Origin of the sequence: Pasteurella oralis (assembly GCF_002850605.1) — a bacterium.
GTDB lineage: Bacteria > Pseudomonadota > Gammaproteobacteria > Enterobacterales > Pasteurellaceae > Pasteurella > Pasteurella oralis.
This window is the reverse complement of sequence record NZ_NXGB01000003.1, coordinates 129,024-151,320: the sequence shown is the minus strand read 5'-3', so window position 1 is coordinate 151,320 and position 22,297 is coordinate 129,024. Positions and strand designations below refer to the sequence as shown.

The 22,297-nt window shown below is 37.8% G+C and carries 17 protein-coding genes; 4 read left to right on the top strand and 13 right to left on the bottom strand.

Going from position 1 to position 22,297, the window contains the following annotated elements:
* Positions 1-31: 31 nt before the first annotated feature.
* From rseP to rpsB, 8 genes are all read right to left on the bottom strand, one after another.
* The gene (gene rseP, locus C0975_RS05020; protein WP_101775298.1) at positions 32-1,360 is read right to left on the bottom strand and encodes a sigma E protease regulator RseP; all 1,329 of its coding nucleotides are present in this window, start codon (positions 1,358-1,360) and stop codon (positions 32-34) included.
* A gap of 24 nt (positions 1,361-1,384) precedes the next feature.
* Positions 1,385-2,251 (bottom strand): phosphatidate cytidylyltransferase, encoded by an 867-nt coding sequence (locus C0975_RS05015; protein WP_101775297.1) that lies wholly within the window; start codon positions 2,249-2,251, stop codon positions 1,385-1,387.
* A 15-nt stretch (positions 2,252-2,266) separates the two neighbouring features.
* Positions 2,267-2,986 (bottom strand): polyprenyl diphosphate synthase, encoded by a 720-nt coding sequence (uppS, locus tag C0975_RS05010; RefSeq protein ID WP_101775296.1) that lies wholly within the window; start codon positions 2,984-2,986, stop codon positions 2,267-2,269.
* 56 nt (positions 2,987-3,042) lie between these two features.
* The gene (ispC, locus tag C0975_RS05005) at positions 3,043-4,242 is read right to left on the bottom strand and encodes a 1-deoxy-D-xylulose-5-phosphate reductoisomerase (RefSeq protein ID WP_101775458.1); all 1,200 of its coding nucleotides are present in this window, start codon (positions 4,240-4,242) and stop codon (positions 3,043-3,045) included.
* Between the two features lie 122 nt (positions 4,243-4,364).
* On the bottom strand, positions 4,365-4,922 hold the full coding sequence (gene frr / locus C0975_RS05000; protein WP_049215235.1) for a ribosome recycling factor: 558 nt from the start codon (positions 4,920-4,922) through the stop codon (positions 4,365-4,367).
* 88 nt (positions 4,923-5,010) lie between these two features.
* The gene (pyrH, locus tag C0975_RS04995; protein ID WP_101775295.1) at positions 5,011-5,727 is read right to left on the bottom strand and encodes a UMP kinase; all 717 of its coding nucleotides are present in this window, start codon (positions 5,725-5,727) and stop codon (positions 5,011-5,013) included.
* A gap of 143 nt (positions 5,728-5,870) precedes the next feature.
* Positions 5,871-6,719 carry a translation elongation factor Ts gene (tsf, locus tag C0975_RS04990; RefSeq protein WP_101775294.1) on the bottom strand — a complete coding sequence of 283 codons (849 nt, stop codon included), beginning with the start codon at positions 6,717-6,719 and terminating at the stop codon, positions 5,871-5,873.
* Between the two features lie 141 nt (positions 6,720-6,860).
* Positions 6,861-7,583, bottom strand: coding sequence for a 30S ribosomal protein S2 (gene rpsB, locus C0975_RS04985; RefSeq protein ID WP_101775293.1), 723 nt, complete (start codon positions 7,581-7,583; stop codon positions 6,861-6,863).
* Between the two features lie 257 nt (positions 7,584-7,840).
* Between rpsB and C0975_RS04980 the strand changes: the two genes are divergently transcribed.
* Genes C0975_RS04980 through C0975_RS04965 form a run of 4 tightly spaced genes read left to right on the top strand, consistent with a single transcriptional unit; the run spans position 7,841 to position 14,083 of the window.
* A complete protein-coding gene (locus tag C0975_RS04980) occupies positions 7,841-8,803 on the top strand; it encodes an HlyD family secretion protein (RefSeq protein ID WP_101775292.1) in 963 nt (320 codons plus the stop codon).
* Positions 8,804-8,818: 15 nt separating this feature from the next.
* Entirely contained in the window at positions 8,819-11,551 is a 2,733-nt protein-coding gene (rbbA, locus tag C0975_RS04975; protein WP_101775291.1) for a ribosome-associated ATPase/putative transporter RbbA, read from the top strand.
* A gap of 1 nt (position 11,552) precedes the next feature.
* Entirely contained in the window at positions 11,553-12,677 is a 1,125-nt protein-coding gene (locus tag C0975_RS04970) for an ABC transporter permease (protein ID WP_101775290.1), read from the top strand.
* Between the two features lie 11 nt (positions 12,678-12,688).
* Positions 12,689-14,083 carry a TolC family protein gene (locus C0975_RS04965; protein WP_101775289.1) on the top strand — a complete coding sequence of 465 codons (1,395 nt, stop codon included), beginning with the start codon at positions 12,689-12,691 and terminating at the stop codon, positions 14,081-14,083.
* Between the two features lie 275 nt (positions 14,084-14,358).
* On the opposite strand, the gene ppiD is transcribed toward C0975_RS04965, so the two are convergent.
* The 5 genes from ppiD to tig all read right to left on the bottom strand — a co-directional run bounded on the left by ppiD (position 14,359) and on the right by tig (position 22,211).
* Positions 14,359-16,239: a peptidylprolyl isomerase gene (ppiD, locus tag C0975_RS04960; RefSeq protein ID WP_101775288.1), complete on the bottom strand. Its 1,881-nt coding sequence runs from the start codon at positions 16,237-16,239 to the stop codon at positions 14,359-14,361.
* 134 nt (positions 16,240-16,373) lie between these two features.
* Positions 16,374-18,785: an endopeptidase La gene (gene lon / locus C0975_RS04955; RefSeq protein ID WP_101775287.1), complete on the bottom strand. Its 2,412-nt coding sequence runs from the start codon at positions 18,783-18,785 to the stop codon at positions 16,374-16,376.
* A gap of 118 nt (positions 18,786-18,903) precedes the next feature.
* Positions 18,904-20,139 (bottom strand): ATP-dependent protease ATP-binding subunit ClpX, encoded by a 1,236-nt coding sequence (gene clpX, locus C0975_RS04950; RefSeq protein ID WP_101775286.1) that lies wholly within the window; start codon positions 20,137-20,139, stop codon positions 18,904-18,906.
* Between the two features lie 16 nt (positions 20,140-20,155).
* A complete protein-coding gene (gene clpP / locus C0975_RS04945; RefSeq protein WP_101775285.1) occupies positions 20,156-20,737 on the bottom strand; it encodes an ATP-dependent Clp endopeptidase proteolytic subunit ClpP in 582 nt (193 codons plus the stop codon).
* Between the two features lie 175 nt (positions 20,738-20,912).
* A complete protein-coding gene (gene tig, locus C0975_RS04940; protein ID WP_101775284.1) occupies positions 20,913-22,211 on the bottom strand; it encodes a trigger factor in 1,299 nt (432 codons plus the stop codon).
* Between the last annotated feature and the right edge of the window lie 86 nt (positions 22,212-22,297).

Below are 22,297 nucleotides of genomic sequence, written 5' to 3'. Positions count from 1 at the left end.
CGTGAATGTTATCCTGTAAGTAAAAAATTAATTATAAACGTAAAAAATCATTAAATAAGGCAAAACTCATTAATGTAATTAATAATGCTGCGCCAATTCGATAACTTACGTTTTGAATTCGTTCAGAAAGTGGTTTACCACGCACTGCTTCTGCTGCTAAAAAAACTAAATGACCTCCATCAAGCACAGGCAAAGGAAATAAATTCATAATGCCCAAATTAACACTGATCAATGCCATAAAGCCCAAATAATAAATAAACCCTATCTCAGAAGAGATACCCGCGCCTTTTGCAATAGAAATCGGCCCACCTAAATTATTCAAAGATAAATCGCCAGTAAACAGCTTGCTAATCACTTTAATCGTTAACCATGAAAGCTGAACCGTCTTCTCAACGGCTTTTTGCAAGGCCTCCAGAATATCATATTTTAGCTCTGTTCGATACTTATCAGAGATTGGATCAGCTGTCGGTGCAATTCCGACATACCAACGTTCTTTATTATTTAATTCGGGCGTCAGTAACGTTGAAAAAAACTGTCCTTCACGCTCAACTTTTACTGTAAAAGGTTTACCATCTTGTACCAATTTAAGAAAATCTTGCCAGTTCATTAAGCTTGAACCTTCATAAATTTTATCACCGACTTTCAATCCTGCTTTCTCTGCTGGTGAATCAGACTGCACCTTAGACAAAGTCATTTCTACTTTAGTTCGAACTGGTTGCAAACCTAATGCTGTGATTGCACTTTCTTTTTCAGGATCAAAACGCCAACCAGATGTATTAAGCGTTTTTTGATACTCAAGCTCAGAGCCAAAGGACGCAACTGTAAGTACAATTTGTTGGTTACCCATTTTAGTTGCCAATAACATATTGATCGTTTCCCAATCTGCAGTCCGCGTACCATCAACTGCCATAATTTGAGAATGAGGTTCAATTTGGGCGTGAGCAGCTATAGAATTAGGTGTGATTTCAGCTACAACTGGTTTTATACTTGGAATTCCAACAGTATAAATCAGCAGATAAGCCAAAATTGCAAATAGAAAGTTAGCAATAGGACCCGCAGCAATGACAAATGCGCGTTGCGCTACTGATTTTTGATCAAATGCCCGTGATTTTAATGCCATAGGCACATCTTCATTACGGCCATCTAACATTTTGACATAACCGCCTAATGGAATAACAGATAGTGCAAACTCTGTACCTTGCTTATCTGTATGTGACCATAATACTTTACCAAAACCAATAGAAAATCGGTGTACTTTTATACCGCACTTTCTAGCAGCCCAAAAATGGCCGTACTCATGTACTGCCACTAATACACCAATAACAATAATAAAAGAGGTAAACGACCACAAAAACGACATAATTCTTTAGTTCCTAATTGAGTACTAAATGACAAAAAAATAAAAATAAGCAAAGAATGGAACTGCGGCAGTTAAACTATCAATACGATCTAAAATTCCACCATGTCCCGGAATTAATTGACTACTATCTTTAATACCACTTTCACGTTTAAACATGCTTTCTGTCAGATCACCTAAAATAGATACGGCAACAGTTGCAACAGAAAGCACGACAAAAGCAGGAATTGATACACCAGATAACAAACTTTGTTGGGTAAATTGAATGAAAACTGTGGCTAATACACCTGCTGTAATTAACCCTCCAAATACGCCTTCCCAGCTTTTACCTGGTGATACCTTAGGGGCAAGTTTATGCTTACCAAATTTACGACCAGCAAAATAAGCGCCTGAATCAGCACTCCATACTAAAATAAAGACATACAATAAAAGTGCTAAGCCATGATATTGATCCGTGATGTAATGATCTAAACGTAAACGCAATACAGCAGCTAAAAAAGGAATAAGAGTAAAAAAAGCAAAGATAAACTGAAGTAACTTATTTTTTCCCCAACTCGCTGCTGATTTAGGATAGTTGACCACTAAACCTAATGCGACTGCCCACCATATCACTGAAGATAAAAGAATGAGAGGCATATAATCTTCAAAAACTCGCCCCGCATTTAAATAATCGCTTTCGCCATAAATCCATAAAAATAAAAATGCAGCAGCAAGCCCTGTAATCCCCAAACGCCAAAAAGGTAACTTAAACTGTGCAAATTGCGTCCACTCCCAAACAGCAAGTATAACAACTGCACTTAAGGCAAGAGCAAAGTAGAAAGGAGAAAAGAAAAATAATGCCACAAATACAATTGCAATCAAAAAAATTGCAGATAAGACACGTTCTTTAAGCAAAATTTAATCCTCTTATTATTCTGAGCCACCAAAACGGCGGTGGCGTTGTTGATAAGCAATAATTGCTTTACTAAATTCCTTTTCATTAAAATCTGGCCAAAGTACATCTGAAAAATATAATTCAGCATAAGCGATTTGCCATAATAAAAAGTTACTAATTCGTTGTTCACCACTCGTTCTAATTAACAAATCAACTTGTGGCTGTTCTCTAGTGACTAAATAACGTTGCAATAACTCTGCACTAATATCTGAAACATCAATTTTATTCTCTTTAACTTGTTGTGCTAAATTTTGTGTTGCTTGCACAATATCCCAACATCCACCATAATTCGCGGCAATATTTAATGTTAACGCCGTATTGTTTTCTGTTAATTTTTCTGCTTGCGCAATCTTATTTTGTAAATTAGAACTAAACCCTGTTACATCGCCAAGAATATTCAATTTAATATTATTATTATGTAACTTTTTCACCTCTAGATCTAAAGCTTGCATGAATAAACTCATTAATGCACTTACTTCTTGCTCTGGACGTGCCCAATTTTCACTGCTAAATGCATATAAAGTGAGGACTTTTATTCCCACTTTTCTAGCATAAGATACGGCTTCTCGTACTGCTTTAATTCCATGTTTATGACCAAAAATACGCATTTTGCCTTTTTGTTTCGCCCAACGCCCATTTCCGTCCATAATAATGGCAACATGCTGTGGAATATTGTTTGGATCAAGTTCTATCATATATTCTCAAATTTCTGACCGCACTTTGCGCCACTATACCATAAGGGATAGTGATGTTAAAAACTTAAAATTACTGTTTTTGCTAATTCCCGTGCTTTTTGATCAACTTCTAGTACATCCTCAATACAAGTAATTCTTTGTGGTGAAATTTTATCTACAACTTGCTGATTTACTTGTGCAATTTCGATAAATTTAATCTGATGGTTCAAAAAGCTTTCTACTGCAATTTCATTTGCTGCATTCATAGCAGTGGTTGCATATTGACCAGCAGAAAATGCATCAATCGCTAATTTTAAGCAAGGGTAGCGTTGATAATCTGGTTGTATGAAAGTCAATCCATTCAATTGATAAAAATCTAATGCTTCAACACCAGCAAAAATTCGATTTGGATATGCCATAGTTTCAGCAATAGGAGTCCGCATATCTGGATTTCCCATTTGCGCAAGTACACTACCATCAATATAGCGCACCATTGAATGAATAATAGACTGAGGATGAATAATCACCTCTATTTCGTCTGCATTAGCATTAAATAACCAACGCGCTTCAATATATTCCAAACCTTTATTCATCATTGTTGCAGAGTCTACCGAAATTTTCTTCCCCATAGACCAATTTGGATGAGCGACAGCTTGTTCTGGTGTTATATGTGCGAACTCGCTTAATTCCATATAACGGAAAGGTCCCCCTGATCCTGTTAACACAATTTTACTAATACCTAATTCAGAAAGTGCGCAAAATCCAATTTGTTGTTGCGCCTCTGGAGGTAAGGATTGAAAAATAGCATTATGTTCGCTATCAACTGGTAGCAGTTGCGCCTTATTATTACGAATTTCATCAATAAATAATTGACCACAAGTGACTAAAGCTTCTTTATTCGCTAATAAAACACGCTTGCCTGCTTTCACTGCTGATAAAGTTGGTAATAGTCCTGCTGCACCAACAATCGCTGCCATTACCATATCGACCTCAGGATGTGCGGATAGTTCACAAATAGCTGTTTGACCTGATAAAACTTGCGTTGGGCATTGATGGGCTTTTAATTTTTCGGCTAATTGTTTTGCCGCACACTCATCATCGAGGGCAGCAAAGTGCGGTCGAAATTTCAAACATTGTTGGAACATCAATTCAACATTGCGCCCGCCAGCTAACGCAAAAGCATGATATTTCTCAGGATTATGTTCAATCACTGATAAAGTACTTGTTCCAATCGATCCTGTCGATCCTAACACTACGATATTTTGTTTATTTTGCATAAATTTAGACCGCACTTTCATTATTTAAACCTGATTTAAATTAGCTCTATTGTTTTCTTTTCCAACATAACAAAAGACGCAGTAACTTACTGCGCCTTTAATTTTAATCTATAATAAAGAGCTTAAAAATCTAATAATTCTTTTTCTTTATCTGCTAATACTTCGTCAACTTTCTTCACATAAGTATCAGTGATTTTTTGAATTTCATCTTGTGCTTTACGCTCTTCATCTTCACTGATCTCTTTATCTTTCAACAATGCTTTGATTTGATCATTGGCATCACGACGCACATTACGTACAGCGATTTTACCTTGTTCCGCTTCACCTTTTACGATCTTAATTAAATCACGACGACGTTCTTCTGTTAATGGAGGTAATGGTACACGAATAGTCGTACCTGCTGATGAGGGATTCAGACCTAAATCAGATGTTAAAATCGCTTTTTCTACAGCACTAATTAAACTACGATCAAATACCGTAACTGCTAATGTACGTGCATCTTCAGCGACGACATTTGCTAACTGACGTAATGGCGTTGGTGAACCATAATATTCTACTTGAATGCCATCAAGTAAACTTGGTTGAGCACGACCTGTACGTACTTTAGAAATATGGTTTTTAAAGGTTTCTAAACTTTTTTCCATACGCGCTTGCGTATCTTTTTTAATTTCATTAATCACAAGAATTCCTTCTTTATAGTCAATAAATCTGAGTTAATAGCTTGGCTGTAAGTTTAATCTAAATTAATATAAAAATCACGATAACATTTTAGTCACAAATTAATGTGCCTTCAACTTCCCCTAAAATGACACGACGTAATGCACCAGATTTCCCCATATTAAACACACGAATTGGCATGTGATGATCACGCGCAAGAGTAAATGCGGCTAAATCCATCACTTGTAGTTCTTGTTCAATCACATCTGCATAATTCAGTTTGTGATAAAGTACTGCATCAGGGTTTTTCGTTGGATCACAGTTATATACTCCATCAACTTTAGTTGCTTTCAATACGACATCTGCTTCAATTTCAATGCCACGTAAACAAGCCGCAGAATCTGTAGTAAAAAATGGACTACCTGTCCCTGCTGAAAAAATCACAACACGTTTTTCACGTAACATTTTGATCGCTTCAGACCAGTTATAAGTATCACAAATACCATTTAATTGAAAAGCAGACATCAACTTTGCATTGACTTCTGCACGATGTAGTGCGTCACGCATAGCAAGTCCATTCATCACTGTTGCTAGCATACCCATATGGTCACCCACAACACGATTCATCCCTGCTTTTGCTAGTTTTGCGCCACGAAACAAATTACCACCACCAAGTACAACCCCAACTTCAACGCCCATTGCAACTAATTCTTTAATCTCTAATGCCATTCTATCTAAGATTGAAGGATCAATACCGAAGCCTTCATCACCTTGTAATGCTTCACCACTGAGTTTTAATAAAATTCGTTTATAAATTGGTTGGCTCATTTTGTACCTCTTTTGATTCTGTAAGCAACAAATTTTTGTTATTTCTGACCGCACTTCATATCAGGTTCTCAAAAGAGATGTAAGTGCTCATATCCATCTCTCTGACAAAGAAAAGGCGAGTTACCTCGCCTTGATTTTAGAAATTAGATTTTTTGCATTGCTGCAACTTCTGCTGCAAAGTCTGATTCTACTTTCTCGATACCTTCACCTACTTCGAAACGCACAAAGCCAGTTACATCAGCACCATTTTCTTTTAAGAAATCACCCACTGATTTAGATGAGTCCATCACAAATGGCTGACCTGTTAATGAAACTTCACCAGTGAATTTCTTCATGCGACCTTCAACCATTTTCTCTGCAATTTCACGTGGCTTACCTGATTCCATCGCGATAGCAACTTGAATTTCACGTTCTTTAGCAACTACATCTGCAGAAACATCTTCTGGTTTTACGAATTCTGGACGGCTCGCTGCAACGTGCATCGCGATCTTCTTAAGTAATTCTTCATCAGCACCTTTACCTGCAACTAACACACCAATTTTTGCACCATGTAAGTATGAACCAACCACATCGCCATCTAAGAATTGAACACGACGAATGTTCATGTTTTCGCCGATTTTAGCAACTAATGCTGCACGTTTCTCTTCGAACTGTGCTTGAAGTGCTTCAATTGTCACACCTTTGTTTGCTAATGCATAATCTGCTACTTCATTTGCTAATTCTAAGAAACCAGCATCTTTTGCAACGAAGTCGGTTTCACAGTTCATTTCAACTAACACACCGAAACCTGCACCAACACGTGCAAGGATTACACCTTCTGCTGCTACACGACCTGCTTTCTTAGCCGCTTTTGCTTGACCTGATTTACGCATGTTGTCAATTGCTAATTCAATATCACCATTCGCCTCAACTAACGCTTTTTTACATTCCATCATACCTGCGCCAGTACGCTCACGAAGTTCTTTTACTAATGATGCTGTGATTTCAGCCATTTTTTAATCCTCTGTCCACTCTATTTTGTGCAATTTTTTAACCGCACTTTTATATAAAAAAGCAGGGAACTCAATCAAGCCCCCTGCTAACCAATTAATCGTTGTGATTAATAATAAGGGCTTTCGCCTTATCTACTTAAATTACTCAGCTTCTGCAACAAAACTTTCTTCAGATACAGCATTTTGATTACGACCTTCTTTAACTGCCGCTGCTGCTGCTGAAAGATATAATTGAATTGCACGTGCTGCATCATCGTTACCAGGGATAACGTAATCAACACCATCTGGATCTGAGTTAGTATCAACGATAGCAAATACAGGAATACCTAAGTTATTTGCTTCTTTCACTGCGATGTGCTCATGATCTGCACCGATAACGAATAACGCATCTGGTAAACCACCCATCTCTTTGATACCACCAAGACTTAATTCAAGTTTCTCCATCTCACGAGTACGCATTAATGCTTCTTTCTTAGTTAATTTGTCGAAAGTACCGTCTTGAGATTGAGTTTCTAAATCTTTTAAACGTCTAATTGATTGACGAACTGTTTTCCAGTTAGTCAACATACCACCTAACCAACGGTGGTTTACATAATATTGTTGACAGTCTAATGCTGCTGCTTTCACTGCTTCAGTTGCTGCACGTTTTGTACCAACGAATAAGATTTTACCGTTGTTACCTGCGATACGCGTTAATTCAACTAACGCATCATTGAACATAGGAACTGTTTTTTCTAAGTTAATGATGTGTACACCGTTGCGTGGTCCGAAAATGAATGGTTTCATTTTTGGATTCCAGTAACGAGTTTGGTGACCGAAGTGAACGCCAGCTTGTAGCATATCGCGCATTGAAACTTGTGCCATAATATTTTCCTTTTAAATTTGGGGTTTAGCCTCCACATACCAAGCAAATCGACCGTTTGGCACCCCGATTTACCCTCAAGATATGTGTGTGATGTCTAAGTTAAAAATTAAATGTCAATGTTATTTTTCAAAAGTCAAAATAACGGGGTGCTTTATACCATAAAGAGCGGTCAAATTCTAGCAATTTTTTCACTTCGAATTCGATTTGTGTTATAATCTTCACCACATTACATATCTTTAGTTATAAGGGGATCGTAATGAAAAAAGCACTCGTTCTGATTGTTCTCATTGCCATTGGATTTGGTTTCTACTGGAATCAATACCATCAAGGTACTGAACCCACTCATTTTGCCCATTCAAATGGACGTTTAGAATTTTCTCGCTTAGATGTTGCTAGTTTATATGCTGGACGAATTCAACAAGTTTTCGTCACTGAAGGCGAATATGTCAAAAAAGATGCCCTACTTGCTACACTCTCTTCTGACACTATCCAAGCACAAGTCGATACTGCCACAGCAAGAAAACAACAAGTACAACAAGCTGTTAAACGCACGTTAGTACAGATTGAAGCCCAACAGCAGCAACTCAAAACTGCACAGCTTGATGTTGATAATGCAACACAACTGCGAAGTAACAAATTAATCTCACAAGCCGAATTAGAAAAGCGGATTGCCTTACGTGATGCCGCAAAAGCTAACTTACATGCTTTAGAAATTGCCACGACAGAAGCACAAGCTGCTGTTGAACAAGCCAATGCACAACTCGCTCAAATCACTTCCATGCTGAATGATTTACAAATTAAAGCGCCTAAAGCTGGACGTGTTGAATATAAATTAGTCGATAATGGTCATGTCATTGCAGCAGGACATAAAATCGCCAGCTTGCTAGATTTAACTGATGCAAGTATGAATTTATTCCTCCCTGCACCAATAGTAAATCAAATTCCACTCAATACGGAAGCACGTATTGTGTTTGATGGTTTAGAGGCGGTTTTTCCTGCTAAAGTCACCTATGTTGCAGCAGAAGCACAATTTACCCCTAAATTTGTTGAAACGGATACAGAACGTGAAAAATTGATGTTCAAAGTCAAGCTCCAAATCCCTGCTGATATTGCACAACAATACGCTAACTATCTGAAAGGCGGTATGACAGGTAATGGTTTTGTCCGTCTTAACACAACCGATTGGACACCAGAACTACAAATTAAGCTACCAAAATAACAATAGAGGTACGTAATGGATGCTATTCGCTTGGTGAATGTATCACATTCTTACCAAAAAACGACCGCACTTGATCGTGTGTCACTGGCACTACCGATAGGCTGTACTGTTGGGTTAATCGGGCCTGATGGTGTCGGAAAATCAACATTATTATCACTTATTGCAGGTGTAAAAATCATTCAACAAGGCAGCGTTGAAGTCTTTGGTTTGAATCAAGCAAATAAGATTGAACGCGAATCTTTATTGAAACGGATTGCGTTTATGCCACAAGGTTTAGGCAAAAATCTCTATCCAACCCTTTCCGTTTATGAAAATATCGAATTTCATGCGCGTCTTTTTGGCTTAAATACTCAACAACGCCAAATACGTATTACTCGTTTATTGCGTGCCACAGGATTAGCTCCTTTTGCCCAGCGTGCTGCGGGTAAACTCTCCGGAGGCATGAAACAAAAACTCAGTTTATGTTGTGCGTTAGTTCATGATCCTGATTTATTAATTTTAGATGAACCAACCACAGGTGTTGATCCTCTATCACGTCGCCAATTTTGGACATTAGTCAATGAATTACGCAATGAAAATCAAGGTATGACAGTCGTTGTTGCGACAGCTTACATTGAAGAATCAGAACAATTTGAATATTTAATTGCGATGGATGCAGGGCAGATTCTCATTCATGCGCCTACACAACAAGTACTAAAAGTAACACAAGCTAATAATCTTGAACAAGCTTATATCAAATTGTTACCAGAATCTAAACAAACACACTGGGATTCAAGCCAAATTCCACCTTTTTTGCCAGATCCAACTCAGCCGTTTGCCATTGAAGCAGAAGGATTAACCAAAGTTTTTGGCGATTTTACTGCAGTTGATAATGTCAGCTTCCAAATCTCGCAAGGTGAAATCTTTGGTTTCTTAGGCTCAAATGGATGCGGCAAAAGCACAACTATGAAAATGTTGACTGGATTATTAGATGTTACAGCGGGAAGCGCCACATTATTAGGTAGTCCTATTGATGCAGATAACATGCAAACACGTAAACAAGTGGGCTATATGTCACAAGCATTCTCACTTTATGAAGAGTTAACGCTGCGCCAAAATCTTATCTTACATGCCAAACTGTATGAACTCGAAGGCAAAAGAGGTCACGAAGCAGTCAATCAAGCACTAACTCAGTTTCAACTTGACGATATTGCCGATAGCTTACCCAGCCAATTATCACTTGGTATCCGCCAACGCCTACAACTTGCCGCAGCCTGTTTACACCATCCTAAAGTGTTAATTTTAGATGAACCAACGTCTGGTGTTGACCCAGCTGCACGTGATATGTTTTGGCAATATCTAGCGCAGCTTTCACGCGAAGAAAAAATGACTATTTTTGTCTCAACTCATTTCATGAATGAAGCGCAACGTTGTGATCGTATATCTTTAATGCATCGAGGAAAAGTATTAGCGGTAGGTACGCCAGAACAATTACGCCAGCAACGTAATGCTGACACTTTAGAGCAAGCTTTTATCGACTTTTTAGCAGAACAATCTGATCAATCAATCTCACAAACAATAACACCAGATCAACCTATAGCAAACGAAGTGACATCCTTGCAAGAGAATAGTACTCCTCATCCCATTTTATATTGGTTCAGTTGCATTTGGACCTTTGCACTACGTGAAGGAAAAGAAATCCTCCGTGATCGTATCCGTTTAATCTTTGCAATTTTAGGTCCAATTATTCTTTTATTTACTGGCAGCTGGGGAATTTCTTTTGACACCAATGAATTAAGCTTTAGCGTACTCGATCAAGATCAAAGTTATGAAAGTCGCCAACTCATTGAGCAATTTAGTAGCTCTGCCTATTTTAAAGCACTTGAACCCATCAAAGAGCGGTCGAATTTGGGCGAATTTTTAAAGACAGGCAAAGCAAGATTAATCATTGAAATTCCGCCCCACTTTGGACGAGATTTATTACAGCAGCGTAAGCCAGAAGTTGCTTTTTATGTCGATGGTTCGATGCCTTTTACTGGCGAAAATATGGTTGCTTATATACAACAAATTCTGTTCCAATACCAAAAACAGCTTTATCAGCAAAATAGCATTACGTTGCCACAAGTGGCTAGCTTAGAAGTGCGATTTATGTATAACCAAACTTTCCGTAGCGTAAATGCAATTTCTCCCGGCTTAATCATGGTCACTTTAATGTTAATTCCATCTATGATGACAGCCCTTGCCGTAGTACGTGAAAAAGAAATTGGTTCAATTACTAATCTCTATGGCTCACCAGCCAGCATCTTACAATATGTACTCGGTAAACAGCTACCCTATGTTTTTTTAGCTATGCTAAATTATTTAATGCTCGTTGCGCTAGTAATTTGGGTCATTGAGGTGCCAATGACAGGCTCTTTTGGGGCAATGAGCTTAGGTGCGCTGTGCCTCGTATTAGCCGCAACAGCATTCGGTTTACTCATTTCTGCCTTTGTTAAATCTCAAGTTGCAGCGATTTTTGCTACCGCCATTATCACTATCATTCCAACGATTAATTTTTCGGGCTTACTTTACCCACGTTCAACAATTACAGGCATTGGTTATTGGATGGGATTAGGCTTTCCAACAAGTTGGTATCATTTAATTAGTTTAGGAGCCTTTACTAAAGGATTAGGTTTTAGCCACTTTTTAGATTTATACGCCGTGCTACTCCTCTTTTTTGCCATTTATTTAGCACTAACTTGTATCCTTTTGAAAAAACAGGAGAAATGACATGCAACAATGGATAAAAAATGTTTATTTCTTATGTGGTAAAGAAATTCGCAGCTTCTTTAGTGATTTTACATTACTCATACTGGTAATTATTATGTTTACCATCACCATTTACTCTATCGCAAAAGGAATTACGACAGAAGTCAAAAATGCCTCAGTTGCTATTTTAAATGAAGATCGAAGCGCACTTTCTTTCCGTTTTCAAGATGCGATGTTACCGCCACAATTCAACAAAGTCGTCGAAATCAAGCCTGAACAAATTGATGATGCAATGGACAGCGGTGAATATATTTTTGTGTTGACTATTCCAGCTAATTTCACAGCAGACTTACTTGCGAATAAACAACCAGAATTACAATTATTAGTGGATGCCACCGCCATGTCACAAGCGGCTGTAGGAGCAAGCTATTTACAACAAATCATTAGTCAACAAATCACCGAATATCTAACTAAAACACCAATAGACACCAGGCTGATTACCCCCAAAATAAATGTCCTGTTTAACAGTAATTTAAAAACAGAATGGTATATGCCCGTCACCCAAATCACGGGGAATTCAACATTACTGACGTTAATTCTCGTCGGTGCTGCCGTGATTCGTGAACGAGAACATGGCACGATTGAACATTTATTAGTGATGCCAGTCAGTGCCAGTGAAATTGTGATTTCAAAGATTTTGGCTAATGGTTTAATCATTCTTATTGCGGCATTCCTGTCTTTATATTTTGTCGTACACAAATTTATCGATGTACCTATTAATGGCTCTATTAGTCTATTTATTGCAACGGAAGCAATTTTTCTCTCCTCAATGGCAGGACTGGGGATTTATCTCGCCACACATGCGCCAACTATGCCACAATTTAGTTTACTTTGCTTGCCTGTTTATATCGTACTTTATTTGCTTTCTGGCAGTTTATCTCCACTAGAAAATATGCCTCTAATTGTGCAACACATTATGCAGTTTTCGCCACTCACTCAATTTATCGCCATAGGACAAGATGTGTTGTTTCGAGGCGCTGGTATGGCTGTAATTTGGCCACGCGTATTGATCATTACATTGATGGGAGCACTATTTATTAGTATTGCTATTTTACGTTTTAGAAGTATGCTCGCTCGCCAAAGCTAAGGAAAAAGATTATGCAAAAAACGTTGATTACGCTTGTTTTGAGCGCATTTTTAACAAGTTGTCAAAATACACAAATTGATTTGCCATCGCAAATCACATTACCTACCGAATATACTCAAGCGAATATCAATTCTGGTCAACAAGCCATACAACAATGGTGGGAAAGTTGGCAAGATCCACTGCTTGTTGATTTGATTCAACGAGGATTAGTGCACAACTATGATATTGCTATTGCTAAAAGTCAATTAGCAGAAGCGCAAGCTATTGCTCAACTAGCACATGCTAGACTGTTTCCAACACTTGCCGCAACGGGCAATCTAGGAAAAGCGCATATAGATATTGAACAATTTGATATGAGTCCACAAAATCGCGTTGGAGGTATAAGTGCGGCTTGGGAACCTGATATTTTTGGGCAAAAACAAAGCGATGAGGATGCAGCACAAGCTGCAGTAGCCGCATCACAACAGCAGGTTTACGGTAGCCAAATGTTGATTGCTAGCGAGATTGCAAGTTATTACTTAAAAGCTTTACACACCATAAAACAACAAGCGCTTTTACAACGTACCTTAACGACTCTACAAGATTTACAACGTTATGTTACTGGGCGTTTTAACGCGGGACAAACTACAGCTTATGAGCTTAATGAAGTAAAAAGTCAATTACAATCAATCACAGCTAAAAGCGCAATATTGCAAGCCCAATTCGATACATATCAGCGCGCTATTGCCATCTTAGTTGGTTCAGTTCCTCAAACGTTCAAGTTAAATCTAACACAAATGAAAAAAGCAGATGTACTGGTCCACCTTCCTGCACCACCTCAAGGAATTCATCCGAGTGATTTATTGACTCAACGCCCTGATATTCAAGCACAAGCAGCAAATGTTAATGCCCATGCTGCAAAATTAGCCAGTGCTAAAGCGGATTTATTACCTCGATTCGATATTCAATTTTTATGGCAAACAGGACGAATTAAATTAGATAGTGATTTACCTACTTTAAATGCATGGCAAAATTTTATCAGTGCAGGAATTCAGCTCCCTATTTTTACTGCCGGACGTATTCAAGCCAATATTAAAGTTGCTGATGCACGCTTACAACAAGCCTTACTTCAATATGATCAAACATTACTGAAAGCACTCGCGGAAGTCGACAGTAGCTATCAACTACAATTTGCACTTACTCATCAGCATGACTTATTAACGCAAACTTTAGCGACTAAACAACGACAAAGTATCGATAGCCAGAAACTGTTTCAATACGGTGAACAGACATTTGATCGCACTTTACAAACAAAACTCGATCAATTCATGCTTGAAGAAAAACTATTAGACAACCAATTAGCCAAAGCCAATAACTTAATTTCATTATATAAAGCCATTGGTTTAGGTTGGCTGCCAGAACAATAAATCGCTTGAGTCGATAGCGTAAATTTCTAGCATGGTTCAAAGTACAATGTAGAAAAATTGTCATAATGTCATATTCGCGTTTATAACTAAAATCAGACTCAAGTATGACTTAAAATCCAAAACACATTGTATATTGTATCCCTTGATCCAGATAGGATTTGAGTACTATATCAGTGCAACATCATCTTAAAACTTCACCAAAACTGACCGCACTTTACCACTCACAGAGACAAAAAAGCCTAGCGGATTATGCTAGGCGCTTAAATAAACATGAATTACTGTTCTTCAGCTTGTTTAAAGAATTGTTCATTCACTTCAATTTTGGCTTTAGCACGTAGAGCTTGTAGTAATTTATTTTGTAATTCAATTTGACGAGCTTGTGCAATTTGTTGTGTAAAGATTTCGCTTTCAGCTGCAGTTAAAGCACCATGTTCAATCGCACTTAATTCCACCAATACAACATTACCATTACCCGCTTTTGCTGCGGTATAGCTTGGCTTATCATCATTGAGCTGCATTGAGAAAATCACATTATTTAATGCAGGATCGCGATTATCCGCAAATATCCATTTTTCTTCATCGGCAAAATGAATACCTGCAGGTAATGCGGCTTTAGAATCAGTACGTAATACTTCAGCGGCTTTAGATGCTTCAGCCAGCACAATTTCTTCTGCTTTTTGACGCGTTAAATACGCAGTAATATCGGCTTTAGCCTCTTCTAATGTTCTAGTCCCTTCTGCTTTATGTTCTAATACACGAACTACTACCGCATGCTGCTCACCAACATTCATCGGTTCAGAGTTCACACCACCTTGTGAAATATCAGAGTGGAATACCGCAGCCACCACATTTGGATAATTTAACTCAGCAGGCACATCATTTGCAGAGAAATAATCCGTTTGTTGAATTTGTAAACCCGCCACTTCTGCTGCTTTTTCTAAACCTTCTGGATGCTCAAATGCTTTTTCAGCAATTTGTTTTTCAATCGAATAATATTGATTATTTACTAAATTTTGACGAATTTGATCCGCAATTTGCGTTTTTACTACTTCTAATGGTAAAGCTGAAGCTTCTTTACGTTCTGTGACTAAGATAATGTGATAGTGATTATCGACTTTCACTGGTTGACTATATTGACCCACAGCCAACACATCTGCCGCGTCTTCAAAAGCTTTTGGGAATGTTCCGGCACTAGCCCAACTTAAATCACCACCATTTTGTGCTGAAATTTTATCTAAAGAGCGCGCACCGGCTAAACCAGCAAAATTTGCACCATCTTGTAATTCTTTATAAATTGCTTGTGCTTCTTCTTCTGTGGCGACTTGGATATGAGATAAACGTTGCTGACCTTGTGAAACATAAAGTGCTTTATTGTCTTGATAATATTGTGCAATTTCTACATCAGAAACTTGGATATTTTTCTCGACATCTGCTCTGGTCAAGGTGATGTATTGTACTTTCGCTAATTCTGGCACTAAAAATGCACTTTTATTTGCTTCATAATAGGCTTTAATTTCTTCTTCAGATACACTTTGCTTTGCCATCACATCTTCTACTGAAAACGGTGCTAAACGCACTTTACGCGCTTGAAAAAATAATTCTGTCAACTGTGCTTGTTGGGCAGGTACAATAAACTCACTTTCTGCTAATCCTGTTTGTAATTGCTCTAAACGTAATGCCTCACGCACAATATTGGCATAAGCATCCGCAGTGAACCCATTTAATTGCAACATTCTCTGGTATAGATTGTTATCAAATTTACCCTCTGTTTGGAAAATTTGGCTGGTGACAATTTGTTGTTTGATACGTTCGTCACTAATACCAATTTTTAAATCATCTGCATACTGACGCAATAATTCTTGGTTGATTAAATTATTTAATACACTTTGTCTTAAACCAGCAATAAATTCTGGTGAACCTGATAATGCGGCAAATTGAGCACCAAGTTGTTGTCTCAAACGTTCTGACTCCGACTCATAGCGTTGATAAAAAGTTTGCTGTGAAATTTCCTCGCCATTTACTTTTACTGCAGATGTATCCACACGAGTAAACACATAGCCTGTCACACCACTTAGCACGAAAGCGACAGCAATGATACCCAGCAGTAACTTTGATACCCAACTGCTTGTCATACTGTGAAGTTTTTCAATTAACATTGTCGTTATCCTATAAATATTATTTTAATCAACAGAAAATGCCTACGATTATAATAGAAAGTCCCTCTATTCGCACGGGCAAAATAAAATTAAGCCAAATCATAACAACTTGGCTTAATTTACAAAAGTATCAATTAATTGACCGCACTTTTACGTGAAGTTGAACGGCTTTTACGTACTGCTTTTGCCGCACTCACTGGTGAAAGCTTCACAAACTCAACTCCTGTTGGTGCGTTTTCTAATGCAATAGTTAACACTTCATCAATCGTTTCCACTGCGTGAATAGTTAAATTATTTTTTGCATTATCTGGAATATCCTCAAGATCTTTTACATTCTCTTTCGGAATAATCACAGTTTTAATACCGCCACGATGTGCAGCTAATAATTTTTCTTTTAGTCCACCAATTGGTAATACTTTTCCACGCAATGTAATTTCACCAGTCATTGCGACATCAGCTTTCACTGGGTTACCTGTTAAGCAAGACACTAACGCTGTACACATTGCAATACCAGCACTTGGACCATCTTTTGGCGTAGCGCCTTCTGGTACGTGAATATGAATATCACGTTTTTCATGGAAATCAGAAGCAATACCTAATTTTTCTGCTCTTGCTCGTACGACTGTCATTGCTGCTTGGATTGATTCTTTCATGACATCGCCTAATGAACCCGTGTAAGTTAACTTACCTTTACCAAGCACGGATGCCGTTTCAATAGTGAGTAAATCCCCACCAACTTCTGTCCAAGCTAACCCTGTTACTTCTCCCACACGATTTTGTGTATCCGCACGACCAAATTCAAAACGCTTCACACCTAAAAATTCAGCTAAATTGAGAGTATTCACTTTGATTGATTTCAACTTCTTATCTAATAATAAGTTCTTCACTGCTTTACGGCAGATTTTTGAAATCTCACGTTCAAGACTACGCACACCAGCTTCACGTGTGTAATAGCGGATAATATCGAGAATTGCACTCTCTTCAATCTCAAGCTCACCTGCTTTTAAGCCGTTACGCTCCATTTGCTTTGCCAATAAATGACGTGTCGCAATATTCAATTTTTCATCTTCGGTATAGCCAGAAAGACGAATAACTTCCATACGATCTAACAATGGCGCAGGAATGCGCATTGAATTTGAAGTTGCCACAAACATCACATCGGATAAATCATAATCCACTTCTAAATAGTGATCGTTAAATGTAGTATTTTGCTCTGGATCAAGTACTTCTAATAAGGCAGAAGCAGGATCACCACGCATATCTGAACTCATTTTATCGATTTCATCAAGCAAGAATAATGGGTTTTTTACCCCTACTTTTGCCATTTTTTGAATCAATTTACCCGGCAAAGCGCCAATATACGTTTTACGGTGACCTCGAATTTCCGCCTCATCACGCACACCACCTAATGCCATGCGTACATATTTACGTCCCGTTGCTTGTGCAATAGATTGCCCCAATGAGGTTTTACCCACGCCTGGTGGTCCGACTAAACATAAAATAGGACCCTTGATTTGATTTAAACGCGTTTGTACTGCGAGATATTCTAAAATGCGCTCTTTGACACGCTCTAAGCCATAATGATCGGCATCTAATACTTGCTGTGCTTTAGCAAGATCCTTTTTCACTTTTGTACGTTTGTTCCAAGGAACTTGTATCATCCAATCAATGTAACTACGTACTACTGTAGCTTCAGCAGACATTGGTGACATCATTTTTAATTTCTGTAGTTCTGCCTCTGTTTTTTCTTTTGCTTCCGCAGGCATTTTCGCTTCTTCAATTTTTTGACGAAGCTGTTCAATTTCATCAACACTATCCGTTTCACCAAGCTCTTTTTGAATCGCTTTAATTTGCTCATTCAAATAGTAGTCACGCTGTGTTTTTTCCATTTGCTCTTTTACGCGACCACGAATACGTTTTTCAACCCGTAATAAATCTGTTTCTGATTCCATTAAACCAAGCAAATACTCAAAACGTGCAACGACATTTGGAATTTCTAACACTTTTTGCTTATGTTTCACTGCTACTGGCATATGTGCTGCCAAAGTGTCACTTAAACGATCAAATTCATCAATACGTTCTAACGCTGAATGCACATCTGGTTGCACCTTTTTATTTAACTTCGCATATTTTTCAAATTCAGCTAACGTGGCTTTCTTAACTACAGCAAGTTCTTTATCATCACCAAATTCTGTTTCAATTGGCTTAATTTCTGCACAGAAAAACTCGCCATTATCTTCCAAATGGTTAATTTTGGCACGCTGCTGCCCTTCGACTAATACTTTGACTGTACCATCAGGCAATTTCAATAACTGAATAATATTTGCTACAGTACCAACATCATAAACATCATCTATGGTCGGTTCTTCTAAATCGGCTTGCTTTTGTGAAACTAATAATAATTGCTTACCAGTTTCCATTGCTTCATCAAGACTACGAATTGATTTTGCTCTACCGACAAATAATGGCATCACCATATAAGGAAAGACGACGACATCACGCAATGGTAACACTGGAATGGTTTGTTTCTGTTTTTTGACGCTCATTCCGAACTCTCTTAGTTAAATTAGGACATTTTGTCTAATATGAGGATAATTTTTAATAAATCAAGTGAATAAACAAAAAGTGCGGTGAAATTAACCGCACTTTTATTTGATTGAATGATTAATTTTTATATTCTAGCTTTGGCGGCTGTTTTTCAGTAATTGTACTTTCTTCCACAATCACCTTATTCAGATTTTCCAAAGAAGGCAAGTCATACATAGTGTCTAACAAGATTGCTTCAACAATAGAGCGTAATCCCCTTGCCCCAGTTTTACGTTCTAAGGCTTTCTTCGCCATCGCGGTTAGAGCCTGTGGTGTAAATTCTAATTCCACGTTTTCTAAACCAAATAACGCTTGATATTGCTTAATTAATGCATTCTTCGGCTCAGTTAAAATTTTCACTAACGCGTCTTCATCTAATTCAGCAAGTGGCGCGACTACAGGTAAACGACCGATGAATTCAGGAATTAAGCCAAATTTCATTAAATCATCTGGCTCTACCTGCTCAAATAATTGACTTAACGTGGCTTTATCTTGCTTACCTTTAACCTCAGCGCTAAAGCCAATGCCAGAACCCACATGTACCCGTTTTTCAATGACTTTATCTAAGCCCGCAAATGCACCACCGCAGATAAATAAAATTTTTGACGTATCCACTCGTAACATTTCTTGCTGCGGATGTTTACGACCACCTTGTGGCGGAATTGATGCAACCGTACCTTCAATTAATTTTAATAAAGCTTGTTGTACACCTTCACCTGACACATCACGTGTAATAGAGGGATTCTCAGATTTACGCGTGATCTTATCAACCTCATCAATATAAATAATACCTTGCTCTGCACGCTCTACATCATAATCACAGCTTTGTACTAATTTCTGTAATACATTCTCAACATCTTCACCAACATAACCTGCTTCAGTTAATGTTGTTGCATCAGCCATGGCAAAAGGAACATTTAACATACGAGCCATTGTTTCGGCTAATAAGGTTTTACCGCTTCCTGTTGGTCCAATTAACAAAATGTTACTTTTACCAAGTTCCACATCGGTAATTTTTTTATCAGAACGTAAACGCTTATAGTGATTATATACCGCTACAGCTAACACCTTCTTTGCGTAATCTTGCCCAATCACATAACCATCTAAATGTGCCCGAATTTCATGTGGTGTTGGTAGCTTTTGTTGTTCTACACTTTCTGAGCTTGTTTCTTCTGTTTCATCTGATAACAGCATATGATGGCACAACTCAATACATTCATTACAAATATAACCCGAAGTACCTGCAATTAATTTACTGACCTCTTTTTGCTCTTTACCACAAAAAGAACAATGTAATTCAGTGTCTTTTTCCATTTTGTATCCTAAATTCTTATCGTTTTTCTAACACTTCATCAACTAAACCATATAATTTCGCTTCTTCTGCTGACATGAAATTATCACGATCTGTATCGCGTTCAATACGTTCAATGCTTTGACCAGTATGAAATGCTAAACGCTCATTCAAAGTATGTTTGATTTTTAGAATTTCTTGTGCATGGATTTGAATGTCTGATGCTTGACCACGGAAACCACCGAGGGGCTGGTGAATCATGACTCGAGCATTAGGTAGCGCAATACGCTTACCTGCTGTACCACCCGCTAACAAAAATGCACCCATTGAACAGGCTTGCCCAACACAAAGTGTTCGAATATCAGGTTTAACAAATTGCATAGTATCGTAAATTGCCATCCCTGCGGTGACAGAACCACCCGGCGAATTAATATAAATATTGATATCTTTCTCTGGATCTTCTGATTCTAAAAATAACAACTGAGCGACAATTAAATTAGCCATACGGTCTTCTACTTCGCCACTTAAGAAAATGACTCGTTCTTTCAATAAACGCGAATAAATATCGTAAGAACGTTCACCTCTTGAGGTTTGCTCTACAACCATAGGAATTACACTCATATTTACCTCTTTCAATCCAATTTAATAAAATTTAATGCATTCAGTTATTCTACCTGAAAATTCAAATTTTTCTAACTCGAATATTTCTTATCGCGATAAAAAAGTGCGGTCAAAATTATTAAAATTCTGACCGCACTTAATCACGCAAAAATTAATTGTTTAAAACACTAATAAATTATGCTTGTGTATTCATCACTTCATCAAAAGAAGCAGCTTTTTCAGTCACTTGTGCTTGTGCAAGTACTGCATCAACAGCTTGTTCCTCTAATACAACGTTACGAATATTATTCATTAACTCTTTATTTTTGCTGTAATATTCAATAACTTCAGCTGGCTGTTCATAAGCAGAAGCAATTTCTTCGATCATTGCTTTTGCACGAGCTTCATCCACTTTTAATTCGTTAGATGCAATGACTTCTGCTAATAATAAACCAACTTGCACGCGGCGTTTCGCTTGTTCTTCAAATAACTCACGCGGTAATTGTGCGGCTTGTTCATTGTTACCACCAAAACGTTGTGCAGCTTGACCACGTAATACTTCGATTTCTTGTTCTACTGCAGCAGCAGGTACTTCAATGACATTTTGCTCGAGTAAACCATCAATAACTTGACCTTTTACTTTAGCTGTTAATGCATTTTTTAATTCACGCTGCATATTTTTGCGAATTTCATTACGTAAATCATCGATAGTTTTCGTATTTGGACCAAATTTCGCTACGAACTCATTTGTTAACTCAGGTAATACCATCACTTCAACTTTTTTCAAATTAATTGCAAATTTAGCTGCTTTACCTTTTAAGTTTTCAGCATGGTATTCCTCTGGGAATGTCACATTGATATCAAATTGTTCACCTGCTTTATGACCAACGATACCTTCTTCAAAACCTGGGATCATGCGACCTTGACCCATGAATAAAGTAAAGTCTTCTGCTTTACCACCTTCAAATTCTTCACCATCAACAGAACCAACGAAATCGATCACAACGCGATCTTCTGCTTTAGCCGCATCAGTATTTTCTGCCCAAGTTGCTTGTTGTTTACGTAATACTTCGATCATTTTTTCGATATCTGCATCCGTAATTTCAACAACTGGTTTTTCTACTTTGATTTGTTCTAAACCTTTTAATTCAACTTCTGGATACACTTCAAAAGTAGCAGTGAAAACTAAATCTTTACCTGCTTCAAACTGCTCAACTGCAAAAGACGGGCGACCCGCTAAATTAACTTTTTGTTCAATCATTACATTGAAAAAGTGGCTTTGTAATAATTCGCCCAATACATCATGACGGACAGATGGTCCAAAACGTTTTTCAATAATGTGTGGTGGTACTTTACCTTTACGGAAACCATCAACGCGCGCAGTTTTTGCAACACGTTTTAATTCTTCACGTACTGCGCTTTCAACAGTGTCAGATGGAACGGTGATTTGAACACGACGCTCAAGACCTTGAGTTGTTTCAATAGTAAATGACATTATATTACCTCAAAATGAATTTGCACTCGGCGAACGCACACACCGAACACGTTAGTAAAAATTAAAGTTAAAAATAACCGACGAAT